Genomic DNA, 17,019 nt, shown 5'->3' with positions numbered 1-17,019 from the left:
AGTGTGTTAGATCTTGTTATCTTCTTCGCGGATATTCCGCAAACGGCAGGCGATTTGATTTAACGTGGCGCTGAAGGTGGCGAGATCGGCCTCCGGGATGGTCTGGGTTACGCGCTCCTGATAGGTCTCGATCACGCAGCTCAGTTTTTCCAGAATAGCCCGCCCCTCAGCGGTCAGCGTCAGCAGGCGAATGCGTTTGTCATATGGCGATGTGGAACGCACCAGATAGCCCTGCTTTTCCAGTAATGAGAGGGTGCGCATTAGCGGCGGCAGTTCAATGCCCTGCACCTCCGCCAGTTCGCTGACCGAGACGTTGTCTCCCAGCTGATGCAGTTGCATCAGCACCGTCCAGCTGGACTGGGTGAGTCCGGTATCGGTGATAGCGGAGTCAATAATGGCGCGCCACTGGCGCACCACCATAGCCATCCGCATCCCCAGCGGGCGGCGGGCAAACAGTTCGTCTTCAGTCACGGGTCTTCCTCTCATTATTGAGAAGAAAATAATACTTATCAGGGTAAGTATCAAGAAACGGAAGCTCGTGCCGCATCAATTGATAAATTTCGTGAATGTATCCCGGCGGCACTTTGCGCTCACCGGGATAATGAAGAAGGTTTGCCTGTAAAAAACCGCACGTTTTAATTGATCTGGTCTCGACGCAGGCCGATATCTTTCAGCTGTTCGTCGCTCATTTGCTGCAAAACTCTGCGCGTTTGCTCCTGAAGCCACCATTTTTTGATAAACCGCACCAGCAGTACGAAACCGATAAATGGCTGTCTTGCCCTGTTCTCGTGAAATTCCATCCTCTACCTCCTCACCTTGCCAGAGGCTTTATCTTCACGGATTTGGGGGTAAGGAATACAGATTCACAAAACGCTTTTCTTTAACATACAGATTAGCTAAAACGTACACCAGAGCCCAATTTTTACGCCAATCTGTACTGGTTATTCCATCTGTATGGCGGCAATTAAGGATACAGTATGACCCGCTACCAACATCTCGCTACGCTGCTGGCCGAACGCATCGAACAGGGCCTGTATCGCCATGGCGAAAAGCTGCCGTCGGTGCGCAGCCTGAGCCAGGAGCACGGCGTCAGCATCAGCACCGTCCAGCAGGCCTATCAGCTGCTTGAGCAGCAGCAGATGATTGTGCCGCAGCCGCGATCGGGCTATTTCGTCGCCCCGCGCAAAGCCCAGCCGCCGGTGCCGCCGATGTCGCGTCCGGTCCAGCGCCCGGTGGAGATCACCCAGTGGGATCAGGTGCTGACCATGCTTGACGCCCGCTACGATAAATCGATCATCCCCTTCGGCGGTGGCTCGCCGGACGTGACGCAGCCAAGCCTGAAGCCCATCTGGCGTGAACTGAGCCGGGCTATCCAGCACAACCTCACTGAGGTGTTGAACTATGACGAGCTGGCCGGGCGTCGCGAGCTACGGGAGCAGATCGCCCGCCTGATGCTCGACGGCGGATCGGTGGTAACTGCCGACGATCTGGTGCTCACCAGCGGCTGCCACAGCGCGCTGTCGCTGGCCCTGCTGTCGGTGTGTCAGCCAGGGGACATCATCGCCGTTGAATCCCCCTGCTACTACGGCACCATGCAGATGCTGCGCGGGCTGGGATTAAAGACCATTGAGATCCCCACCGATCCGGAAACCGGGATCAGCATCGAGGCCCTGGAGCTGGCGCTGGATCAGTGGCCGATCAAAGGGGTGATCCTCGTGCCAAACTGCAATAACCCGCTGGGCTTTATCATGCCGGACGCCCGCAAGCGCGCGGTGCTGAACCTTGCCCAACGCTACGATATCGTTATTTTCGAGGATGATATTTACGGCGAGCTGGCCACCGAATACCCGCGCCCGCGCACGATCCACTCCTGGGATATCGACGGCCGGGTGATGCTCTGCAGCTCCTTTACCAAAACCATCGCCCCCGGGCTGCGTATCGGCTGGATCGCCCCCGGGCGCTACTACGACAAGCTGCTACAGATGAAGTACGCCGCCAGCGGGACCAACGTCCCTTCCACTCAGCTGGCGGCCTGTAATTTTATTCGCGAAGGCCACTACCACCGCCACGTGCGGCGGATGCGGCAGATCTATCAGCGCAATATCGAGATCTACACCTGCTGGCTGCGGGAATTTTTCCCCTGCGGGATCTGCGTCACCCGGCCGAAGGGCGGTTTTATGCTGTGGGTTGAGCTCCCGGAGCAGGTAGATATGGTCTGCGTCGCCAAGCAGCTGTGCCGGCTGAAGATCCAGGTCGCGCCGGGCTCGCTGTTTTCGGCAGCGGGCAAGTATCGCAACTGCGTCAGGATCAACTGCGCCCTGCCGCCGACCGAGAAACATAAAGCGGTGATGGTGAAGCTGGGAGAAGCGGTGAAGGTGGCGATGGAGTGAATTTAACCTGTTCTCCCCGGTGGCGCTGCGCTTACCGGGGCTACGGGTGATCTAGCGTCTGCGAAGCAGCTTCACTGATCAAAAAACACCATCCCCTTATACGGCTGTTCGCGGCAGGCGGCCAGCCGCTGGGCAAGACTGCCGACGTGCAGCTCCAGCTTATGGCCATCGGGATCGAGGAAATAGTGCGAGGCACCTTCGCTACGGTTCAGCTTCCAGATCGCCACGCCGGCAGCCTCAAGGCGGGCGGCGAAGCTAGCAAAATCGGCTTCGCTAATACTAAACGCATAATGGGTGTAGTCGCTCTCTTCCGGCGGAGTAACGCGCCGCTGCGGATCCAGCGACAGGCACAGCCACAAATCGCCGCAGGAGAGATAAGCCCCGCTGTCCCAGCGGGCATGCAGCGTCATGCCCAGCAGCTGCTGATAAAACGCCACACTCGGCGCCAGCTGGCTGACTGCCAGGGTCAGGTGATTCAGTCCACTCAGCATGTCTGTTCCTCCAGTGAATTCACAATGAACTGACGCAGCCATTGATGCGCCGGGTCGCGGTGCCAGCGCTCGTGCCACAGCATCAGCATCTCAAAGCCGGCGACCGCCAGCGGCGGCTCGACGACCACCAGCCCGCTCTGCCCGCGCACCAGCCGCTCCGGCAGGACCGCCACCAGATCGCTATTGCGCAGGGTCTCCAGCATAAACAGGAAATGTGGCACGGAAAGGACAACCCGCCGCATCAGTCCGAGGTTCGCCAGCGCGATATCGGTCGCCGCGCTGAAGCCGCCCCCGTCCGGGGAGACGATCACGTGCTCCAGCTGACAGAACGTTTCCAGGCTAAGCCCAGGCCGCAGCGCCGGATGTTCCACCCGGCCAGCCAGCACGTAGCGTTCGCGAAACAGCAGGCGCTGATGCAGCCCCGGCGGCGCGCCCTCGCGGGTATGAAAGAAGATATCTACTGTATCGCTGGCCGCCTGCTGCTCCAGCCGCGCCGGCTGCAGTTCGAATACCGCCAACCGACTGCCGGGAGAGGCCTGGCGTAACCCAGCCAGCATCGGCAGGAGGATCGCCGAGGCCATATAGTCCGTCGCCGCCACCCGCCAGGTCTCCGCCGCCGTGGCCGGATCAAAAGGGCTGACCGGCGCCACCGCCTGCTCCAGCGCGGCTAATGCGGCGCGCAGCGGCTGGCGAAGCTCATCGGCGCGGGCGGTGGGCTGCATGCCGCGCGGGCCCGGCATCAGCAGCGGATCGGCGAAAATCTCCCGCAGCCTGGCGAGCTGAATGCTGACCGACGGCTGCGACAGATTCAGCCGCTGCGCCGCCCGGGTAACGTTGTTTTCGCTAAGCAGCACATCCAGGGTGCGCAACAGATTGAGATCCAGATGCTGTAAATTAATCACGACTATACCGGGAATTTAAGTAATTAATTTCTACTATAGCGTCAGCTTTCCTACTCTGCAGCTCTCCATACGCCAGAGGTGATATTATGAAAGTACTGCTGATTTACGCCCATCCGGAACCGCGCTCGCTCAATGGCGCGCTGAAAAATTTTGCCGTCCGCCATCTGCAGCAGGCCGGGCATGAAGTGCAAGTCTCCGATCTCTACGCCATGCGCTGGAAGGCCGGGTATGACGCCGATGACAGCGGCGCCCCGCCGGTCGGCGAGTTCTGGCGGCCGACCCTCGATTCCAAACAGGCCTTTGCCCAGGGCACCCAAAGTGCGGATATCGCAGCCGAGCAGGAAAAGCTGCTGTGGGCCGATACGGTGATTTTCCAGTTCCCGCTATGGTGGTTCTCGATGCCCGCCATCATGAAGGGCTGGATCGACAGGGTGTACGCCTGGGGCTTTGCCTATGGCGTCGGCGAGCACAGCGACCGCCACTGGGGGGATCGCTACGGGGAAGGCACTTTCGTCGGCAAGCGGGCGATGCTGATCGTCACCGCCGGCGGCTGGGCGGAACACTATTCACCGCGCGGGATCAATGGCCCCATCGACGACATCCTGTTCCCCATTCAGCACGGTATGCTGTTCTACCCCGGCTTTGAGGTGCTTCCGCCGCTGGTGTTCTACCGCACGGATAAAACCGATGCCGGGCAGTTCGCCGATCAGTGCGCCGCCCTGGCCGAGCGGCTGGACACGCTGTGGCAAACCGAGCCCATTCCATTCCGCCGCCAGAATCATGGCGATTATCTGATCCCGTCGCTGACGCTGCGCCCGGAGCTGGCGCCGGGGCAAAGCGGCCTGGCGGTGCATTTGCGTAGCGAATAACTGGCTATCCCGTCTTCGCCCCCGAGGACGGGTCATTTACCCGGCTCTCTCCAGTCCCAACATGCCTCGCGCCTGGATAAAGCACAGCAGCAATACGCCCCACAGCGCCATCGTCAAATAGGGGCTGATACCGAGGATATTGAACCCACTCTCAATAATCTGCAGCAGGAACAGCGCGAGCACCATCCCAACGATGCGCCCACTACCGCCATCCGGATTCACGCCGCCAAGCACCGCCGCGAGGATCGACACCAGCAAATACGATTCCCCATAAGATGCTTTGGCTGAGTTCAGCTTCGACATCATCAGAAACGCAGCCACCGCGCAGAGCAGGGCCGAGATGACATATACCCACATCAACACCCGCCGGGTATTGATCCCGGAATAATGGGTCGCCCGTTCGTTGGATCCGATCAACATGATCGCCCGACCCAGCGGGCTTTTCTCCAGCAGCACCCACAGCCCGGCCGCCACCACCGCAAAAAGCCACATTGGCAGCGGAATACCGAACCACTGGGCGTGATTCAGCCACAGCACCCACTGCGGATAGTTAGCGATGGCGCTGCCGCCGGTGATCAGAATATTTATCCCTTTGAGCAGGGTCATCATGCCAAGGGTAGCCAGGATCGGCGAAACGCGGATCCCGGCGATCAATATCCCGTTGCACAGGCCAATGATCATCGCCGCCCCTCCGCCGGCCAGCAGCGTCGCCAGCGCGGTAGCGCCCCCAGGCGGATAGCTCGTCGCCACCCAGGCCATCACCAGCGAGCAGGCGTTAGCCGTCGCGATAATTGACAAATTAATGCCGCCGCAAAGCATAGTCATGGCCATCGCCAGCGCCAGGATCCCCAGCACCGGCATTTGCGAGGCAATCGACTGGAAATTGCTGACAGACCAGAAGATGTTTGGCATGGCGATGCTAAAGGCGATAACCATCAGCAGCAGCAGGCCGATCAGGTAAAACTCAACGTTGTTGCGCCACGATTTTTTCATAACAAGCTCCGGTTCTGATGCTGGCTCCATGCCGTTACGCTGATGCTGACGACGATGATCGCCCCAGTGATCAGGGTCTGCCAGTAGGAGGAGACCCCTAGCAGGTTCAGGCCGTTCTGCATCACCGCCAGTAAAATCACCCCCAGCAGCGTACCGGTGAGAGTTCCGCGCCCGCCAATCAGGCTGGTGCCGCCCAGCACCACCGCCGCCAGCACCGTCAGCTCATAGCCCAGCAGTGAATCCGGCGCAACGGTCATCACTGTCCACGCCTGCACGACACCTGCGGCCCCCGACATTAGCCCCATATAGCCATAAACGAACAGCTGCAGGCGGAGCACGCTGAAGCCGACGCGGCTGGCGGATTCCCGGTTGCCGCCCATGGCATAGATCTTGCGGCCAACGGTGGTGAAATTCATGATAAACGCGGTCAACAGCACCACGACGATCATCGTCAGCAGCGGCAGGCCCAGGCCGTAATCGTAACCATCGGCATCGGTATATTTGAACAGCATAACCCCCTTTTCAAACCACGGAGGGAAGTCGTAGAGCCAGACACCTTTGCTTAACCACAGCAGCAAACCGTAGAAAATGTTGAGCGTAGAAATGGTGATAATGATCGAGGGCACCCGCAGACGATTAACCAACAGCGCGTTCACCAGCCCCAGCAGCACGCCGATGCCGCCGGCAAGCACAAAAGCCACCGCGAAGTTGCCGCCTACTTTTTGCAGCATCACCACCATGCCGTACTGGGCGATAATGGTCATAGCCGGGAAGGAGATATCAATCCCGCCGGCGATCAGCACCACGAACAGACCACAGGCGAGAATGGTCAGCATCGCATAGTTATTAGCGAGGTCGTAAATATTGCCGAAAGTGAAAAATTCCTCACTGCGCCAGCCCAGCAGCAGGCACAGCGCAATAATGAACATGCCTAACCAGAATTCATGTCGTTTCAACAGATTAGCCATTGACCACCTCCGCTATCTGCTGCTGGGTACTGCTGTCCGGCAGGAAGCTATGGGTCAACTCGCCCTGCTTCATCACCAGGATGCGATGACTCTGGTACCACGCCTCTTCGATCTCGTCGCAAATCATCAGCACGGCGATACCATGGGCAGCCAAATCGCTGATGATATGATAGATCCCGGCTTTGTTTGCGATATCCACCCCCACGGTTGGGCTATCGAGGATCAGCAGCTTAGGAGAGATCGCCAGCCATTTGGCGATAGAAACGCGCTGGGCATTACCACCGGAGAGGGTATTCACCGGCAGATGCGTATCCGGCGCCTTAATGGTCAACGCGTTGACCATTCTTGCGACCAGCTGCTGAGCTTTACTATCACTCAATAGTCCGCAAGCGCCTTTCACTTTATGAAACACGGTGCTGATAATGTTGTTTTCAATCGACTGACTCATCACCAGGCCGCGCGACATACGGTCCTCGGAGACATAGCCGATACCGTGGCGGATAGCGTCCTGATTGCTACGCAACCGCACCGGCTGGCCATTTATCAGGATCTCGCCGCTGTCAGGGCGGGTCATGCCGAAAAGGCTCAGGCACAGCTCTGTTCGCCCGGCGCCCAACAGGCCGACTATCGACACCACTTCTCCGGCTTCGACCTTCAGGGAGACGTTATGATATTCCCCCTTGCGGCTGAGATTGCGCACCTCCAGCACCGGCGTACTGCCCTGCCCCTGCCACAGATCGCGCACCTGATAGTCAAACTCCTGGCCCGTCATCAGAAAACCGAGCCGGCGGGTGGTTACCTCTGCCGCCGGCATGGTGCCGACCAGATTGCCATCCTTCAGCACGCTGATGCGGTCCGATACGGCCATGACCTCTTCCAGACGGTGGCTTACGAAGACGATGCAGATCCCCCTCTCACGCAGCTGGCGCACCACATGCAATAGTCCCTCCACTTCCTGATGGGTCAATGAGGCCGTGGGTTCATCCATAATGATAAGCCGGGCATCCTGCGCCAGCGCGCGGCAGATAGCCACCAGCTGACAGCGAGCGATGGAGAGCGATTCCACGGCGGCATCCAGCGGCAGCGAGACGTTAATACTGCGCATCGCCTGCTCCGCACTGCGTCGCAGTTCGCTGCGCCTCACCAGCACGCCGCGATGATAGTGGTTTATAGCAATGTTCTCCCACACGCTGAGATTGGGAAACAGCGACAGATCCTGATAAATCACCTGGATCCCATGGGCGACAGAGGCCGCTGGCGTCAGTTTTGGCCACGTCTTGCCGCCCAGCGTCATCGCTGCGCCCTCATCCGGGCGATAGACGCCAGAGATAATTTTGATCAACGTCGACTTCCCGCAACCGTTCTGCCCGGCCAGGCAGTGCACTTCTCCGGGCATAAAGTCGATGCTGATATCATTGAGCGCGCGGTTGGCGTGGAAGGTTTTGCTGACGTGTCGAAGGGAAAGGAAAGGTTCCATAGCATCCCCTGGCTGGTTAAGCCGGGGCGGCAGGCGCCCCGGAAGGTGGATTAGTAGAGCGAATCAATATTGTCTTTATTTACCAGCAACACTTTATGGAAGCGGATAATATGCTTGTCGCTATCGACTTCCGCTTTACCGAGCTCTTTCAGTTCAAATCCCGGCTCAATGGTTTTGCCGTTCAGCAGGGTGCTGGCGACGGCCGCGAGGGCATAGCCGGCTGTCGCCGGATCGTAGGTGATCCCTTCGGTAATATCGCCGCTCTTAATAAGAGAAGCCGCCTGCGAGGGGATCATCATCCCGTAGACCGCGACTTTATTTTTCGCACGCTTCTCTTTCACCGCGCGCCCCGCGCCAATTGGGCCATTCGAACCAAAAGAGACCACCGCTTTCAGATCCGGGTAAGTTTTCATCAGATCGAGCGTGGTACGGCGGGAATCATCAACACTTTCCGCCACCGGCATTCGGCGGGTGACTTCATGCATGTCCGGGTAATGTTCTTTTTGGTATTTCACCAGCAGATCGGCCCACAGGTTGTGCTGCGGTACCGTAAGGCTACCGACATAGATAACGTAGCCGCCTTTGCCACCCATCCGCTTGGCCATATGCTCCACGTATTCAGCAGCGAACTTCTCGTTATCGATGATCTCCACATCCCAGTTGGCGCTCGGCTGCCCGGGCGATTCGTTGGTCAGCACCACGATGCCGGCGTCACGGGCTTTTTTGAATACCGGCTCCAGCACGTTGGCATCGTTAGGCACGATAGTGATGGCATCCACTTTACGTGCAATCAGGTCCTCAATAATTTTCACCTGCTGCGGCGCATCGGTGCTGGACGGCCCTACCTGGGAGGCGTTGAGGTTAAACTCTTTCCCGGCCTGGACTACCCCTTCACCCATCCGGTTAAACCATGGCATGCCGTCCACTTTTGAAATATTGACTACGGTTTTTTCCGCCGCATATACCGGCGCGGAAATAAGCGCAGCCCCCAACAGCAATGATGAAAAAATATTAACGACCAGACGTTTATGCATAATAATTAGCCTCAATACGTTGTAGTCAGACAGAGGTATGACGCAAAGCGGAAAAATAGATAGAAATTGTAATAATGTTAATAATTTAGAAGAGAATAAACACAAGCTGTAACAGCAGACAGGTAATATTCAGCTATAAATATGGATAATAATACTATAATCCTGTGGCGTGAGCTTTTTCACAAAAAAAATGCAACATAGTTTGTTGTTCCAGAATAATGATCGGGTCGCAGAGAAAATATATTTTTCCCGCTTCGTTATTTACCGAAAAACAATCACATAAATAACATCAGGAAAAGTATGTGATTTTTGATTGCGTCTCCAGCCCCTTCCGTGGCAGGATACTCCCTATGAACAGAAACGTTATCGTTACCTACCCCCGCCGTTGGTGGCTGCCTGCATAACAGGCGGCACGATACACGTTTCCATTTTCAAAGCCGCCGGAAGGCGGCTTTGGTGTTTTCAGGACGTCTTTCGGCTGAACAGTCTGATAAGGAGTCCCTGATGAACCATCCACAAACCATCCTCACCGGCGACCGCCCGACCGGCCAGCTGCATCTTGGCCACTACGTCGGCTCGCTGCGCCAGCGCGTCGCGCTGCAGCATAACCACCAGCAATTTATCCTGATCGCCGACCTGCAAGGGCTCACGGACAACGGCAGCAATCCGCAAAAAATCAGCCACCATATCCTCGAAGTCATGGCCGATTATCTGGCCGTCGGCATCGACCCCAGGCTCACCACTATTTGCCTGCAGTCCGCCCTGCCGGCGCTGGCGGAGCTCAGCGCGCTGTATATGAATATCGTCACCGTCGCCCGCGTAGAACGTAATCCGACGGTCAAAAATGAGATTGCCCAGAAGGGATTCGCCCGCTCGCTGCCGGTGGGTTTTCTCGCCTATCCGATTAGCCAGGCGGCCGATATCACCGCGTTCAAGGCCGAACTGGTGCCGGTGGGCGACGATCAGCTACCGATGATTGAGCAGACCAACGAGATCGTCCACAAGATGAATAGCCTCACCGGCGAGCCGGTGCTGCGCCACTGCAAGGCGCTACTCAGCGAAGTGAGTCGCCTGCCGGGCGTCGATGGCAACGCCAAAATGTCGAAATCGCTGGGCAATACGCTGACGTTATCGGCCACAGAGGAGGAAATCCACCACGCGGTCAGCGCGATGTATACCGACCCGACGCACCTGAGAGTCAGCGATCCGGGGCATGTCGAGGGCAACGTGGTGTTTACCTATCTCGATGCATTCCACAGCGATAAGGCGCGGGTGGCAGAGATGAAAGCCCACTATCAGCGCGGCGGGCTGGGCGATCGCCAGTGTAAGAATGAGCTGGAGACCTGCTTGCAGACGCTACTGGCGCCGATCCGCGAACGCCGGGCTACCTATATTCAGGATAAAGGGATGCTGCTGGAGCTGCTGCGCCAGGGCAGCGAACGCGCCCACCACCTCACACAGCAGACGCTGCATGAGGTGAAGCGTGGGCTGGGTCTGCCGGTGCTGTTCTGAGATGGTGAAATACTCCCTGTGCGGATAATTTTGTTAACACGCCGACAAGACCCTGTCTTTCGTATGGACAATATCGCCCCGGCTGTTACTATCGCGTTAACGGTAGCTCTCACTATGCGTGTTTCATTAAGGCCAGGATCGCTGATGATGACCACATAAGTAGCACAGCGAGCGGCTGCGCATCGGCGCGGCAGAGCGCGGCGTCAGCGGCCCTCCCTCCACTTTTTCGTCCTTCGCAAGAAGGACGCTCCGCCCGCCGGAGGAAACACGCGCACCACTCAGCACAGGGAATCAAGCGAGTCGCGTATGGACAAAATAAAGAAACGTTGGGCAGGGTATTTTGTCGGCTTACTGGTGGTGCTCGCCGCCGCCGCATGGTGGCTGCTGCGCCCGCCGGGACTCCCGGCGGGGTTTGCCAGCAGCAACGGCCGAATCGAAGCCACCGAAGTCGATATTGCCAGTAAAATCGCGGGGCGTATCGACACCATTCTGGTCAAAGAGGGTCAGTTCGTGCACCAGGGAGAGGTGCTGGCGAGAATGGATACCCGGGTACTGAACGAGCAGCGTCTTGAAGCCGCCGCGCAAATCAAGGAAGCGGAAAGCGCGGTCCTGGCCGCCAGAGCCTTGCTCGATCAGCGACAAAGTGAAATGCGCGCCAGCGAAGCGGTAGTGAAGCAGCGCCAGGCGGAGCTGGATTCCACGGCGAAACGCCATGTTCGCTCCAACACCCTCTCCCAGCGTGGCGCCGTCTCTGCCCAGCAGCTGGATGACGATCGCGCGGCCGCAGAGAGCGCCCGCGCGGCGCTGGAATCGGCGAAAGCCCAGGTCTCCGCCGCCCGCGCCGCCATCGAAGCTGCCCGCACCAGCATTATTCAGGCGCAAACCCGCGTCGAAGCCTCCCAGGCGACCGAGCGGCGGATCCTCGCCGATATTGACGATAGCGAGCTGAAAGCCCCCCGCGACGGCCGCATTCAGTATCGCGTCGCTGAGCCAGGCGAAGTCCTGGCCGCCGGTGGCCGGGTACTGAACATGGTCGATCTCGCCGATGTCTATATGACCTTTTTTCTGCCCACCGAACAGGCAGGTCTGCTGGCGCTCGGCAGCGAAGCGCGCTTGGTCCTTGATGCCGCGCCGGATCTGGTGATCCCGGCCAATATCAGCTTTGTCGCCAGCGTCGCCCAGTTCACGCCGAAAACGGTCGAGACCAGCGACGAGCGCCTTAAGCTAATGTTCCGCGTCAAAGCGCGTATCCCGCCGGAGCTGCTGGCGCAGCACCTGGAGTATGTCAAAACCGGCCTGCCCGGTATGGCTTACGTACGGCTGGATAAACAACAACCCTGGCCTGAAGCCCTGGCGGTGAGGTTGCCGCAATGAAACTAACGCCGCAGGATACCTCGCCCCCCGTCGCCCTGCTGGAACACGTTGGTCAGCAGTTTGGCGCCACCATCGCGCTGCGCGATATCAGTCTGGCGATCCCGGCACGGCGTATGGTTGGCCTGATTGGCCCGGACGGCGTCGGCAAATCGAGCCTGCTTTCGCTGATCGCCGGGGCGCGGACCATCGAGCAGGGGAACGTGATGGTGCTTGGCGGCGATATGCGCGATGTGCATCACCGCCGCGAGGTGTGTCCGAAAATCGCGTGGATGCCGCAGGGGCTGGGGAAAAACCTCTATCACACTCTCTCGGTGTATGAAAATGTAGACTTCTTCGCCCGCCTGTTCGGCCACGATAAAGCCGAGCGCGAACTGCGCATCAACGAGCTGCTGCAGAGTACCGGGCTGGCGCCGTTTCGCGATCGCCCCGCCGGAAAACTCTCCGGTGGGATGAAGCAAAAGCTCGGCCTGTGCTGCGCGCTGATCCACGATCCGCAGCTGCTGATCCTTGATGAACCGACCACCGGCGTCGATCCCCTCTCCCGGGCGCAGTTCTGGGAGCTTATCGACAATATTCGTCAGCGCCAGCCGGCGATGAGCGTGCTGGTGGCCACCGCCTACATGGAAGAGGCCGAGCGCTTTGACTGGCTGGTGGCGATGAACGCCGGCGAGGTGCTGGCGACCGGCAGCGCCGCAGAGCTCAAAGCCCAGACCGGCAGCCAGACCCTGGAGCAGGCGTTTATCGCCCTGCTGCCAGAAGCACAGCGTCGGGCGCATAGGGCGGTAGTTATCCCACCGCGCGGCAGCCGTGAGGAAGAGATCGCCATCGAAGCGCGCGGCCTGACCATGCGCTTTGGCAACTTTGTTGCCGTCGACCACGTTAATTTCCGCATCGCCCGCGGTGAAATCTTCGGCTTCCTCGGCTCCAACGGCTGCGGCAAATCCACCACCATGAAGATGCTCACCGGCCTGCTGCCCGCCAGCGAAGGTGAAGCCTGGCTGTTCGGCCAGCCGGTCGACCCGAAGGATATCGCCACCCGCCAGCGGGTGGGCTATATGTCGCAGGCCTTCTCGCTCTATAGCGAACTGACCGTCCGGCAAAACCTCGAGCTGCACGCCCGCCTGTTCCATATTCCGGACGGCGAAATCCCCGGCCGGGTGGCGGAAATGTGCGAGCGCTTTATGCTGACCGAGGTTGAAGACGCGCTTCCCGCCGATCTGCCGCTGGGGATCCGTCAGCGCCTGTCGTTAGCGGTGGCGGTCATCCATCGCCCGGAGATGCTGATCCTCGACGAGCCGACCTCCGGCGTCGACCCGGTGGCGCGGGATATGTTCTGGCAGCTGATGGTAGACCTCGCGCGGCAGGATCAGGTGACCATTTTTATCTCCACCCACTTTATGAATGAGGCGGAACGCTGCGATCGTATCTCCCTGATGCACGCCGGCAAAGTGCTGGCCAGCGATACGCCGCAGGCGCTGGTCGAGCAGCGCGGTTCAAACAGCCTGGAAGAGGCGTTTATCGCCTGGCTTAAAGAGGCCCAGCCGTCCTCTCCAGTACCAGAAGAACCCACGTCTGCTGTGGCATCGCATTCCGGACATACGGCTCCACGGCAGGCCTTCAGTCTTCGCCGGCTGTTTAGCTATAGCCGCCGCGAGGCGCTGGAGCTGCGCCGCGATCCGGTACGATCGACGCTGGCGCTGCTGGGGACGGTGATCCTGATGTTTATCATGGGGTATGGGATCAGCATGGACGTTGAGGATCTGCGCTTTGCCGCCCTCGACCGCGATCAAACCCTCAGCAGCCAGGGCTGGTCGCAGAATCTCGCTGGCTCACGCTACTTTATCGAACAGGCGCCGCTGCACAGCTATGACGAACTGGACCGCCGGATGCGCGACGGCGAGCTGGCGGTGGCGATAGAGATCCCGCCGAACTTTGGCCGCGATATCGCCCGCGGCACGCCGGTGCAAATCGGCGTGTGGGTGGACGGCGCGATGCCCAACCGCGCGGAAACCGTGCGCGGCTACGTACAGGCGATGCATCTGGCCTGGCTGCAGGAGATGGCCGGCCGCCAGAGCAGCCCGCAGCGCGATACCTCGCTCATCTCCATCGAGACCCGCTATCGCTACAATCCAGATGTGAAGAGCCTGCCGGCCATCGTCCCGGCGGTGATCCCGCTGCTGCTGATGATGATCCCAGCGATGCTCAGCGCCCTGAGCGTAGTGCGTGAGAAAGAGCTCGGATCGATTATCAACTTGTACGTGACGCCAACCACCCGCAGCGAATTCCTGCTCGGCAAGCAGCTGCCTTACATCGTACTGGGGATGTTTAACTTCTTCCTGCTGTGCGCGCTGTCGGTCTTTGTCTTTGGCGTCGCGCATAAGGGGAGTTTCCTGACGCTGACCCTGGCGGCGCTGCTGTATGTCACCATCGCCACTGGTCTGGGACTGCTGATCTCAACCTTTATGAAGAGCCAAATCGCCGCTATTTTCGGTACCGCGATTATTACGCTGATCCCGGCAACCCAGTTTTCCGGAATGATCGATCCGGTGGCCTCGCTGGAAGGTCCCGGGCGCTGGATTGGGCAAATCTACCCGACCAGCCACTTCCTGACTATCGCCCGCGGGACCTTTTCGAAAGCGCTGAATATTAGCGATTTGTGGGGCTCATTCATTCCGCTACTGATTGCGGTGCCGCTGGTGCTCGGGTTGAGCGTGCTGCTGCTGAAGAAACAGGAGGGATGATGCGCGGATTACGCAATATTTATAATCTTGGCGTCAAAGAGCTGCGCAGCCTGCTCGGTGATAAAGCGATGCTGGCGCTGATCGTGTTTGCGTTTACCGTGTCGGTGTACTCCTCGGCCACGGTGATGCCCGGTTCGCTGCACCTGGCGCCGATCGCGGTTGCTGATATGGATAAATCCCAGCTCTCCTCACGCATTATTAACGCTTTTTACCGTCCCTGGTTTCTTGAGCCGGAGCTGATCACCGCTGATGAGATGGACGCCGGGCTGGATGCCGGGCGCTACACGTTCGCCATCAACATCCCGCCTAACTTCCAGCGCGATGTACTGGCCGATCGGCAGCCGGAAATCCAGGTCAACGTCGACGCCACGCGCATGAGTCAGGCCTTTACCGGCAACGGTTACATCCAGAATATTATCACCGGCGAAGTAAACAGTTTTATCGCCCGCTATCGGGATATCAGCGTGCTGCCGGTAGAGCTGGCGGTCAGGATGCGTTTTAATCCTAACCTTGAGCAGGAGCGCTTTGGCGCGGTGATGGCGATCATCAACAATATCACCATGCTGGCCATTGTCCTCACCGGTTCGGCGCTGATCCGCGAGCGGGAACATGGCACCATTGAGCATCTGCTGGTGATGCCGATCACGCCGTTTGAAATTATGCTGGCCAAGATCTGGTCGATGGGCCTGGTGGTGCTGGTGGTCTCCGGGTTGTCACTGATACTGATGGTACAGGGGATTTTGCAGGTGCCCATTGAAGGGTCGATTCCCCTGTTTATGCTGGGGGTGGCGCTCAGCCTGTTCGCCACTACCTCGATCGGCATTTTTATGGGCACCCTCGCCCGCTCGATGCCGCAGCTGGGGCTGCTGATGATCCTGGTCTTACTGCCGCTGCAGATGCTCTCCGGCGGATCCACGCCGCGAGAAAGTATGCCGCAGCTGGTACAGGATATTATGTTGACCATGCCGACCACCCACTTCGTCAGCCTGGCGCAGGCGATATTGTATCGAGGCGCCAGCTTCGCCATCGTCTGGCCGCAGTTCTTAACCTTGCTGGCTATCGGCGGAGTGTTCTTTACTATCGCGTTGCTGCGTTTTCGTAAGACTATTGGTGAGATGGCATAAAGGCTTAAGAAGGGCCGTCGACTTACGGCGGCCGAATGGTTTATTTATGGCGATTCATAAAGCGACGTAAACCCCAGGTGAAGGCCATCGCCATACTGAAGAGAATGAACAGCAACACCACCCAGCTGATGGAGATGCGCAGCAGCGTGCCGGGGGTCATAAACGGCTGCAGATACACGGTGAAGGACTGGGCGGGTGATTTTCCCAGCAGTTCATAAACGTTATCGGTGAGCCACACGCCGACCCGACAGAACAACCAGATAATCGCTGGCCAGCAGAGCAGCACCAGAAAGGTAAAGCGCTCCTGAATGTAAGTGAAGAGCTGGCGCAATGGCGACCAGTTAAGCAGGATTTTCATTTCTATTCTCATTTGCCAGCCGAGAACCTGCATATGTCTCGCAAGGTATTTCGGGCAGCATCCATACAGGCAATCATCCCCCTTTGTATATCAAATTTGCTGCCATATAAACCAGATCAAGTTAACAAAGTGTTAATGATATAGCTCATTAAGACAAAAAATAGGCTGAATGTTTACCGATCGTCGCAATAAATGGGGAGAGAAGTATACAGCGCAGGCGTAATTTTTCACGTTACCTAACGCGTTATTTTACTGGTGGGAAAAGCTGCACCACTATTTTGCAGAAAAACAAAATAATAGCGCGAAAATAGAAATAGAAATAGAAATAGAAATAGAAATAGAAATTTAATCGTAGCTGCTAATAATTATTTTTTCGACTCGTATCATTAGATAAATTCACCACCCGGGTCACCACCCATGTGTATTAGTCACGTTATTTTGCGAAGCAATAAGATAGCTATTCTTTCCGCAGCGCTGTTAAGGCTGTTTATTGACACTATCGGTGCTGCAGATATCTGAAACAACCCGCCCGGATAGCATTATTGACCTCGGCAATTTGCTGCATTGATGACTTCTCGATCAGAAAGCGGCTGAGGATCCGTAGCCCCGGTAAGCGCAGCGCCACCGGGGAGATATACCCCACACCGCAAAAAACCCCGCACCTTTCGGGACGGGTTCTTGTTAAAACGCAAAAACAAAAAGCTCAGTCTTTCGACTGAGCTTTCTGCTTTATTTGATGCCTGGCAGTTCCCTACTCTCACATGGGGAGACCCCACACTACCATCG

General features: G+C 58.0%; 15 protein-coding genes. 6 read left to right on the top strand and 9 right to left on the bottom strand.

All coding sequences use genetic code 11. From position 1 onward, the window contains the following. Positions 1 to 6: 6 nt before the first annotated feature. Both RRF55_RS14110 and RRF55_RS14105 read right to left on the bottom strand, forming a co-directional pair. Positions 7 to 471, bottom strand: a complete 465-nt coding sequence (locus RRF55_RS14110) for a MarR family winged helix-turn-helix transcriptional regulator (RefSeq protein ID WP_004177547.1) — start codon at positions 469 to 471, stop codon at positions 7 to 9. 164 nt (positions 472 to 635) lie between these two features. After that, positions 636 to 800: a DUF1127 domain-containing protein gene (locus RRF55_RS14105; protein WP_002887388.1), complete on the bottom strand. Its 165-nt coding sequence runs from the start codon at positions 798 to 800 to the stop codon at positions 636 to 638. A 177-nt stretch (positions 801 to 977) separates the two neighbouring features. Here RRF55_RS14105 and RRF55_RS14100 point away from each other — a divergent pair, with 177 nt between their 5' ends. Further along, positions 978 to 2,390: a PLP-dependent aminotransferase family protein gene (locus tag RRF55_RS14100; RefSeq protein ID WP_002887384.1), complete on the top strand. Its 1,413-nt coding sequence runs from the start codon at positions 978 to 980 to the stop codon at positions 2,388 to 2,390. 71 nt (positions 2,391 to 2,461) lie between these two features. On the opposite strand, the gene fosA is transcribed toward RRF55_RS14100, so the two are convergent. Both fosA and RRF55_RS14090 read right to left on the bottom strand, forming a co-directional pair. Beyond that, complete coding sequence (gene fosA, locus RRF55_RS14095) at positions 2,462 to 2,881, bottom strand: FosA5 family fosfomycin resistance glutathione transferase (RefSeq protein WP_004146118.1); 420 nt, start codon at positions 2,879 to 2,881, stop codon at positions 2,462 to 2,464. Beyond that, positions 2,875 to 3,783: a LysR family transcriptional regulator gene (locus tag RRF55_RS14090; protein WP_021313611.1), complete on the bottom strand. Its 909-nt coding sequence runs from the start codon at positions 3,781 to 3,783 to the stop codon at positions 2,875 to 2,877. The genes fosA and RRF55_RS14090 overlap by 7 nt, the downstream gene beginning before the upstream one ends. A gap of 86 nt (positions 3,784 to 3,869) precedes the next feature. On the opposite strand from RRF55_RS14090, the gene RRF55_RS14085 reads away from it, so the two are divergent. Next, complete coding sequence (locus RRF55_RS14085; protein WP_002887354.1) at positions 3,870 to 4,652, top strand: NAD(P)H-dependent oxidoreductase; 783 nt, start codon at positions 3,870 to 3,872, stop codon at positions 4,650 to 4,652. 36 nt (positions 4,653 to 4,688) lie between these two features. On the opposite strand, the gene RRF55_RS14080 is transcribed toward RRF55_RS14085, so the two are convergent. From RRF55_RS14080 to RRF55_RS14065, 4 genes are read right to left on the bottom strand one after another with little or no spacing between them, the layout of a single operon-like run. Next, positions 4,689 to 5,645, bottom strand: a complete 957-nt coding sequence (locus tag RRF55_RS14080; RefSeq protein WP_002887352.1) for an ABC transporter permease — start codon at positions 5,643 to 5,645, stop codon at positions 4,689 to 4,691. Further along, positions 5,642 to 6,613: an ABC transporter permease gene (locus RRF55_RS14075; protein WP_004146909.1), complete on the bottom strand. Its 972-nt coding sequence runs from the start codon at positions 6,611 to 6,613 to the stop codon at positions 5,642 to 5,644. The genes RRF55_RS14080 and RRF55_RS14075 overlap by 4 nt, the downstream gene beginning before the upstream one ends. After that, a complete protein-coding gene (locus RRF55_RS14070) occupies positions 6,606 to 8,090 on the bottom strand; it encodes a sugar ABC transporter ATP-binding protein (protein ID WP_016946160.1) in 1,485 nt (494 codons plus the stop codon). Before RRF55_RS14070 ends, RRF55_RS14075 begins: the two co-directional genes overlap by 8 nt. Positions 8,091 to 8,140: 50 nt before the next feature. Then, positions 8,141 to 9,124, bottom strand: coding sequence for an autoinducer 2 ABC transporter substrate-binding protein (locus tag RRF55_RS14065; protein WP_002887349.1), 984 nt, complete (start codon positions 9,122 to 9,124; stop codon positions 8,141 to 8,143). A gap of 504 nt (positions 9,125 to 9,628) precedes the next feature. Here RRF55_RS14065 and trpS point away from each other — a divergent pair. The 4 genes from trpS to RRF55_RS14045 all read left to right on the top strand — a co-directional run bounded on the left by trpS (position 9,629) and on the right by RRF55_RS14045 (position 15,875). Then, positions 9,629 to 10,636, top strand: coding sequence for a tryptophan--tRNA ligase (trpS, locus tag RRF55_RS14060; RefSeq protein ID WP_064153137.1), 1,008 nt, complete (start codon positions 9,629 to 9,631; stop codon positions 10,634 to 10,636). 306 nt (positions 10,637 to 10,942) lie between these two features. Then, the gene (locus RRF55_RS14055; RefSeq protein WP_004178470.1) at positions 10,943 to 12,010 is read left to right on the top strand and encodes an HlyD family secretion protein; all 1,068 of its coding nucleotides are present in this window, start codon (positions 10,943 to 10,945) and stop codon (positions 12,008 to 12,010) included. After that, positions 12,007 to 14,751 (top strand): ribosome-associated ATPase/putative transporter RbbA, encoded by a 2,745-nt coding sequence (gene rbbA, locus RRF55_RS14050; protein WP_102007264.1) that lies wholly within the window; start codon positions 12,007 to 12,009, stop codon positions 14,749 to 14,751. Before RRF55_RS14055 ends, rbbA begins: the two co-directional genes overlap by 4 nt. Beyond that, entirely contained in the window at positions 14,751 to 15,875 is a 1,125-nt protein-coding gene (locus RRF55_RS14045) for an ABC transporter permease (RefSeq protein WP_058343189.1), read from the top strand. Before rbbA ends, RRF55_RS14045 begins: the two co-directional genes overlap by 1 nt. A 40-nt stretch (positions 15,876 to 15,915) precedes the next feature. Here RRF55_RS14045 and RRF55_RS14040 read toward each other — a convergent pair whose 3' ends face one another. Continuing rightward, the gene (locus tag RRF55_RS14040; RefSeq protein ID WP_002887322.1) at positions 15,916 to 16,233 is read right to left on the bottom strand and encodes a hypothetical protein; all 318 of its coding nucleotides are present in this window, start codon (positions 16,231 to 16,233) and stop codon (positions 15,916 to 15,918) included. Positions 16,234 to 17,019 lie beyond the last annotated feature (786 nt).

This window comes from Klebsiella sp. K47 (assembly GCF_051858335.1).
In the GTDB taxonomy this organism is placed as follows: domain Bacteria; phylum Pseudomonadota; class Gammaproteobacteria; order Enterobacterales; family Enterobacteriaceae; genus Klebsiella; species Klebsiella pneumoniae.
Note: the sequence above shows the minus strand (reverse complement) of the source record. Positions and strands in the feature narration are given on the sequence as shown.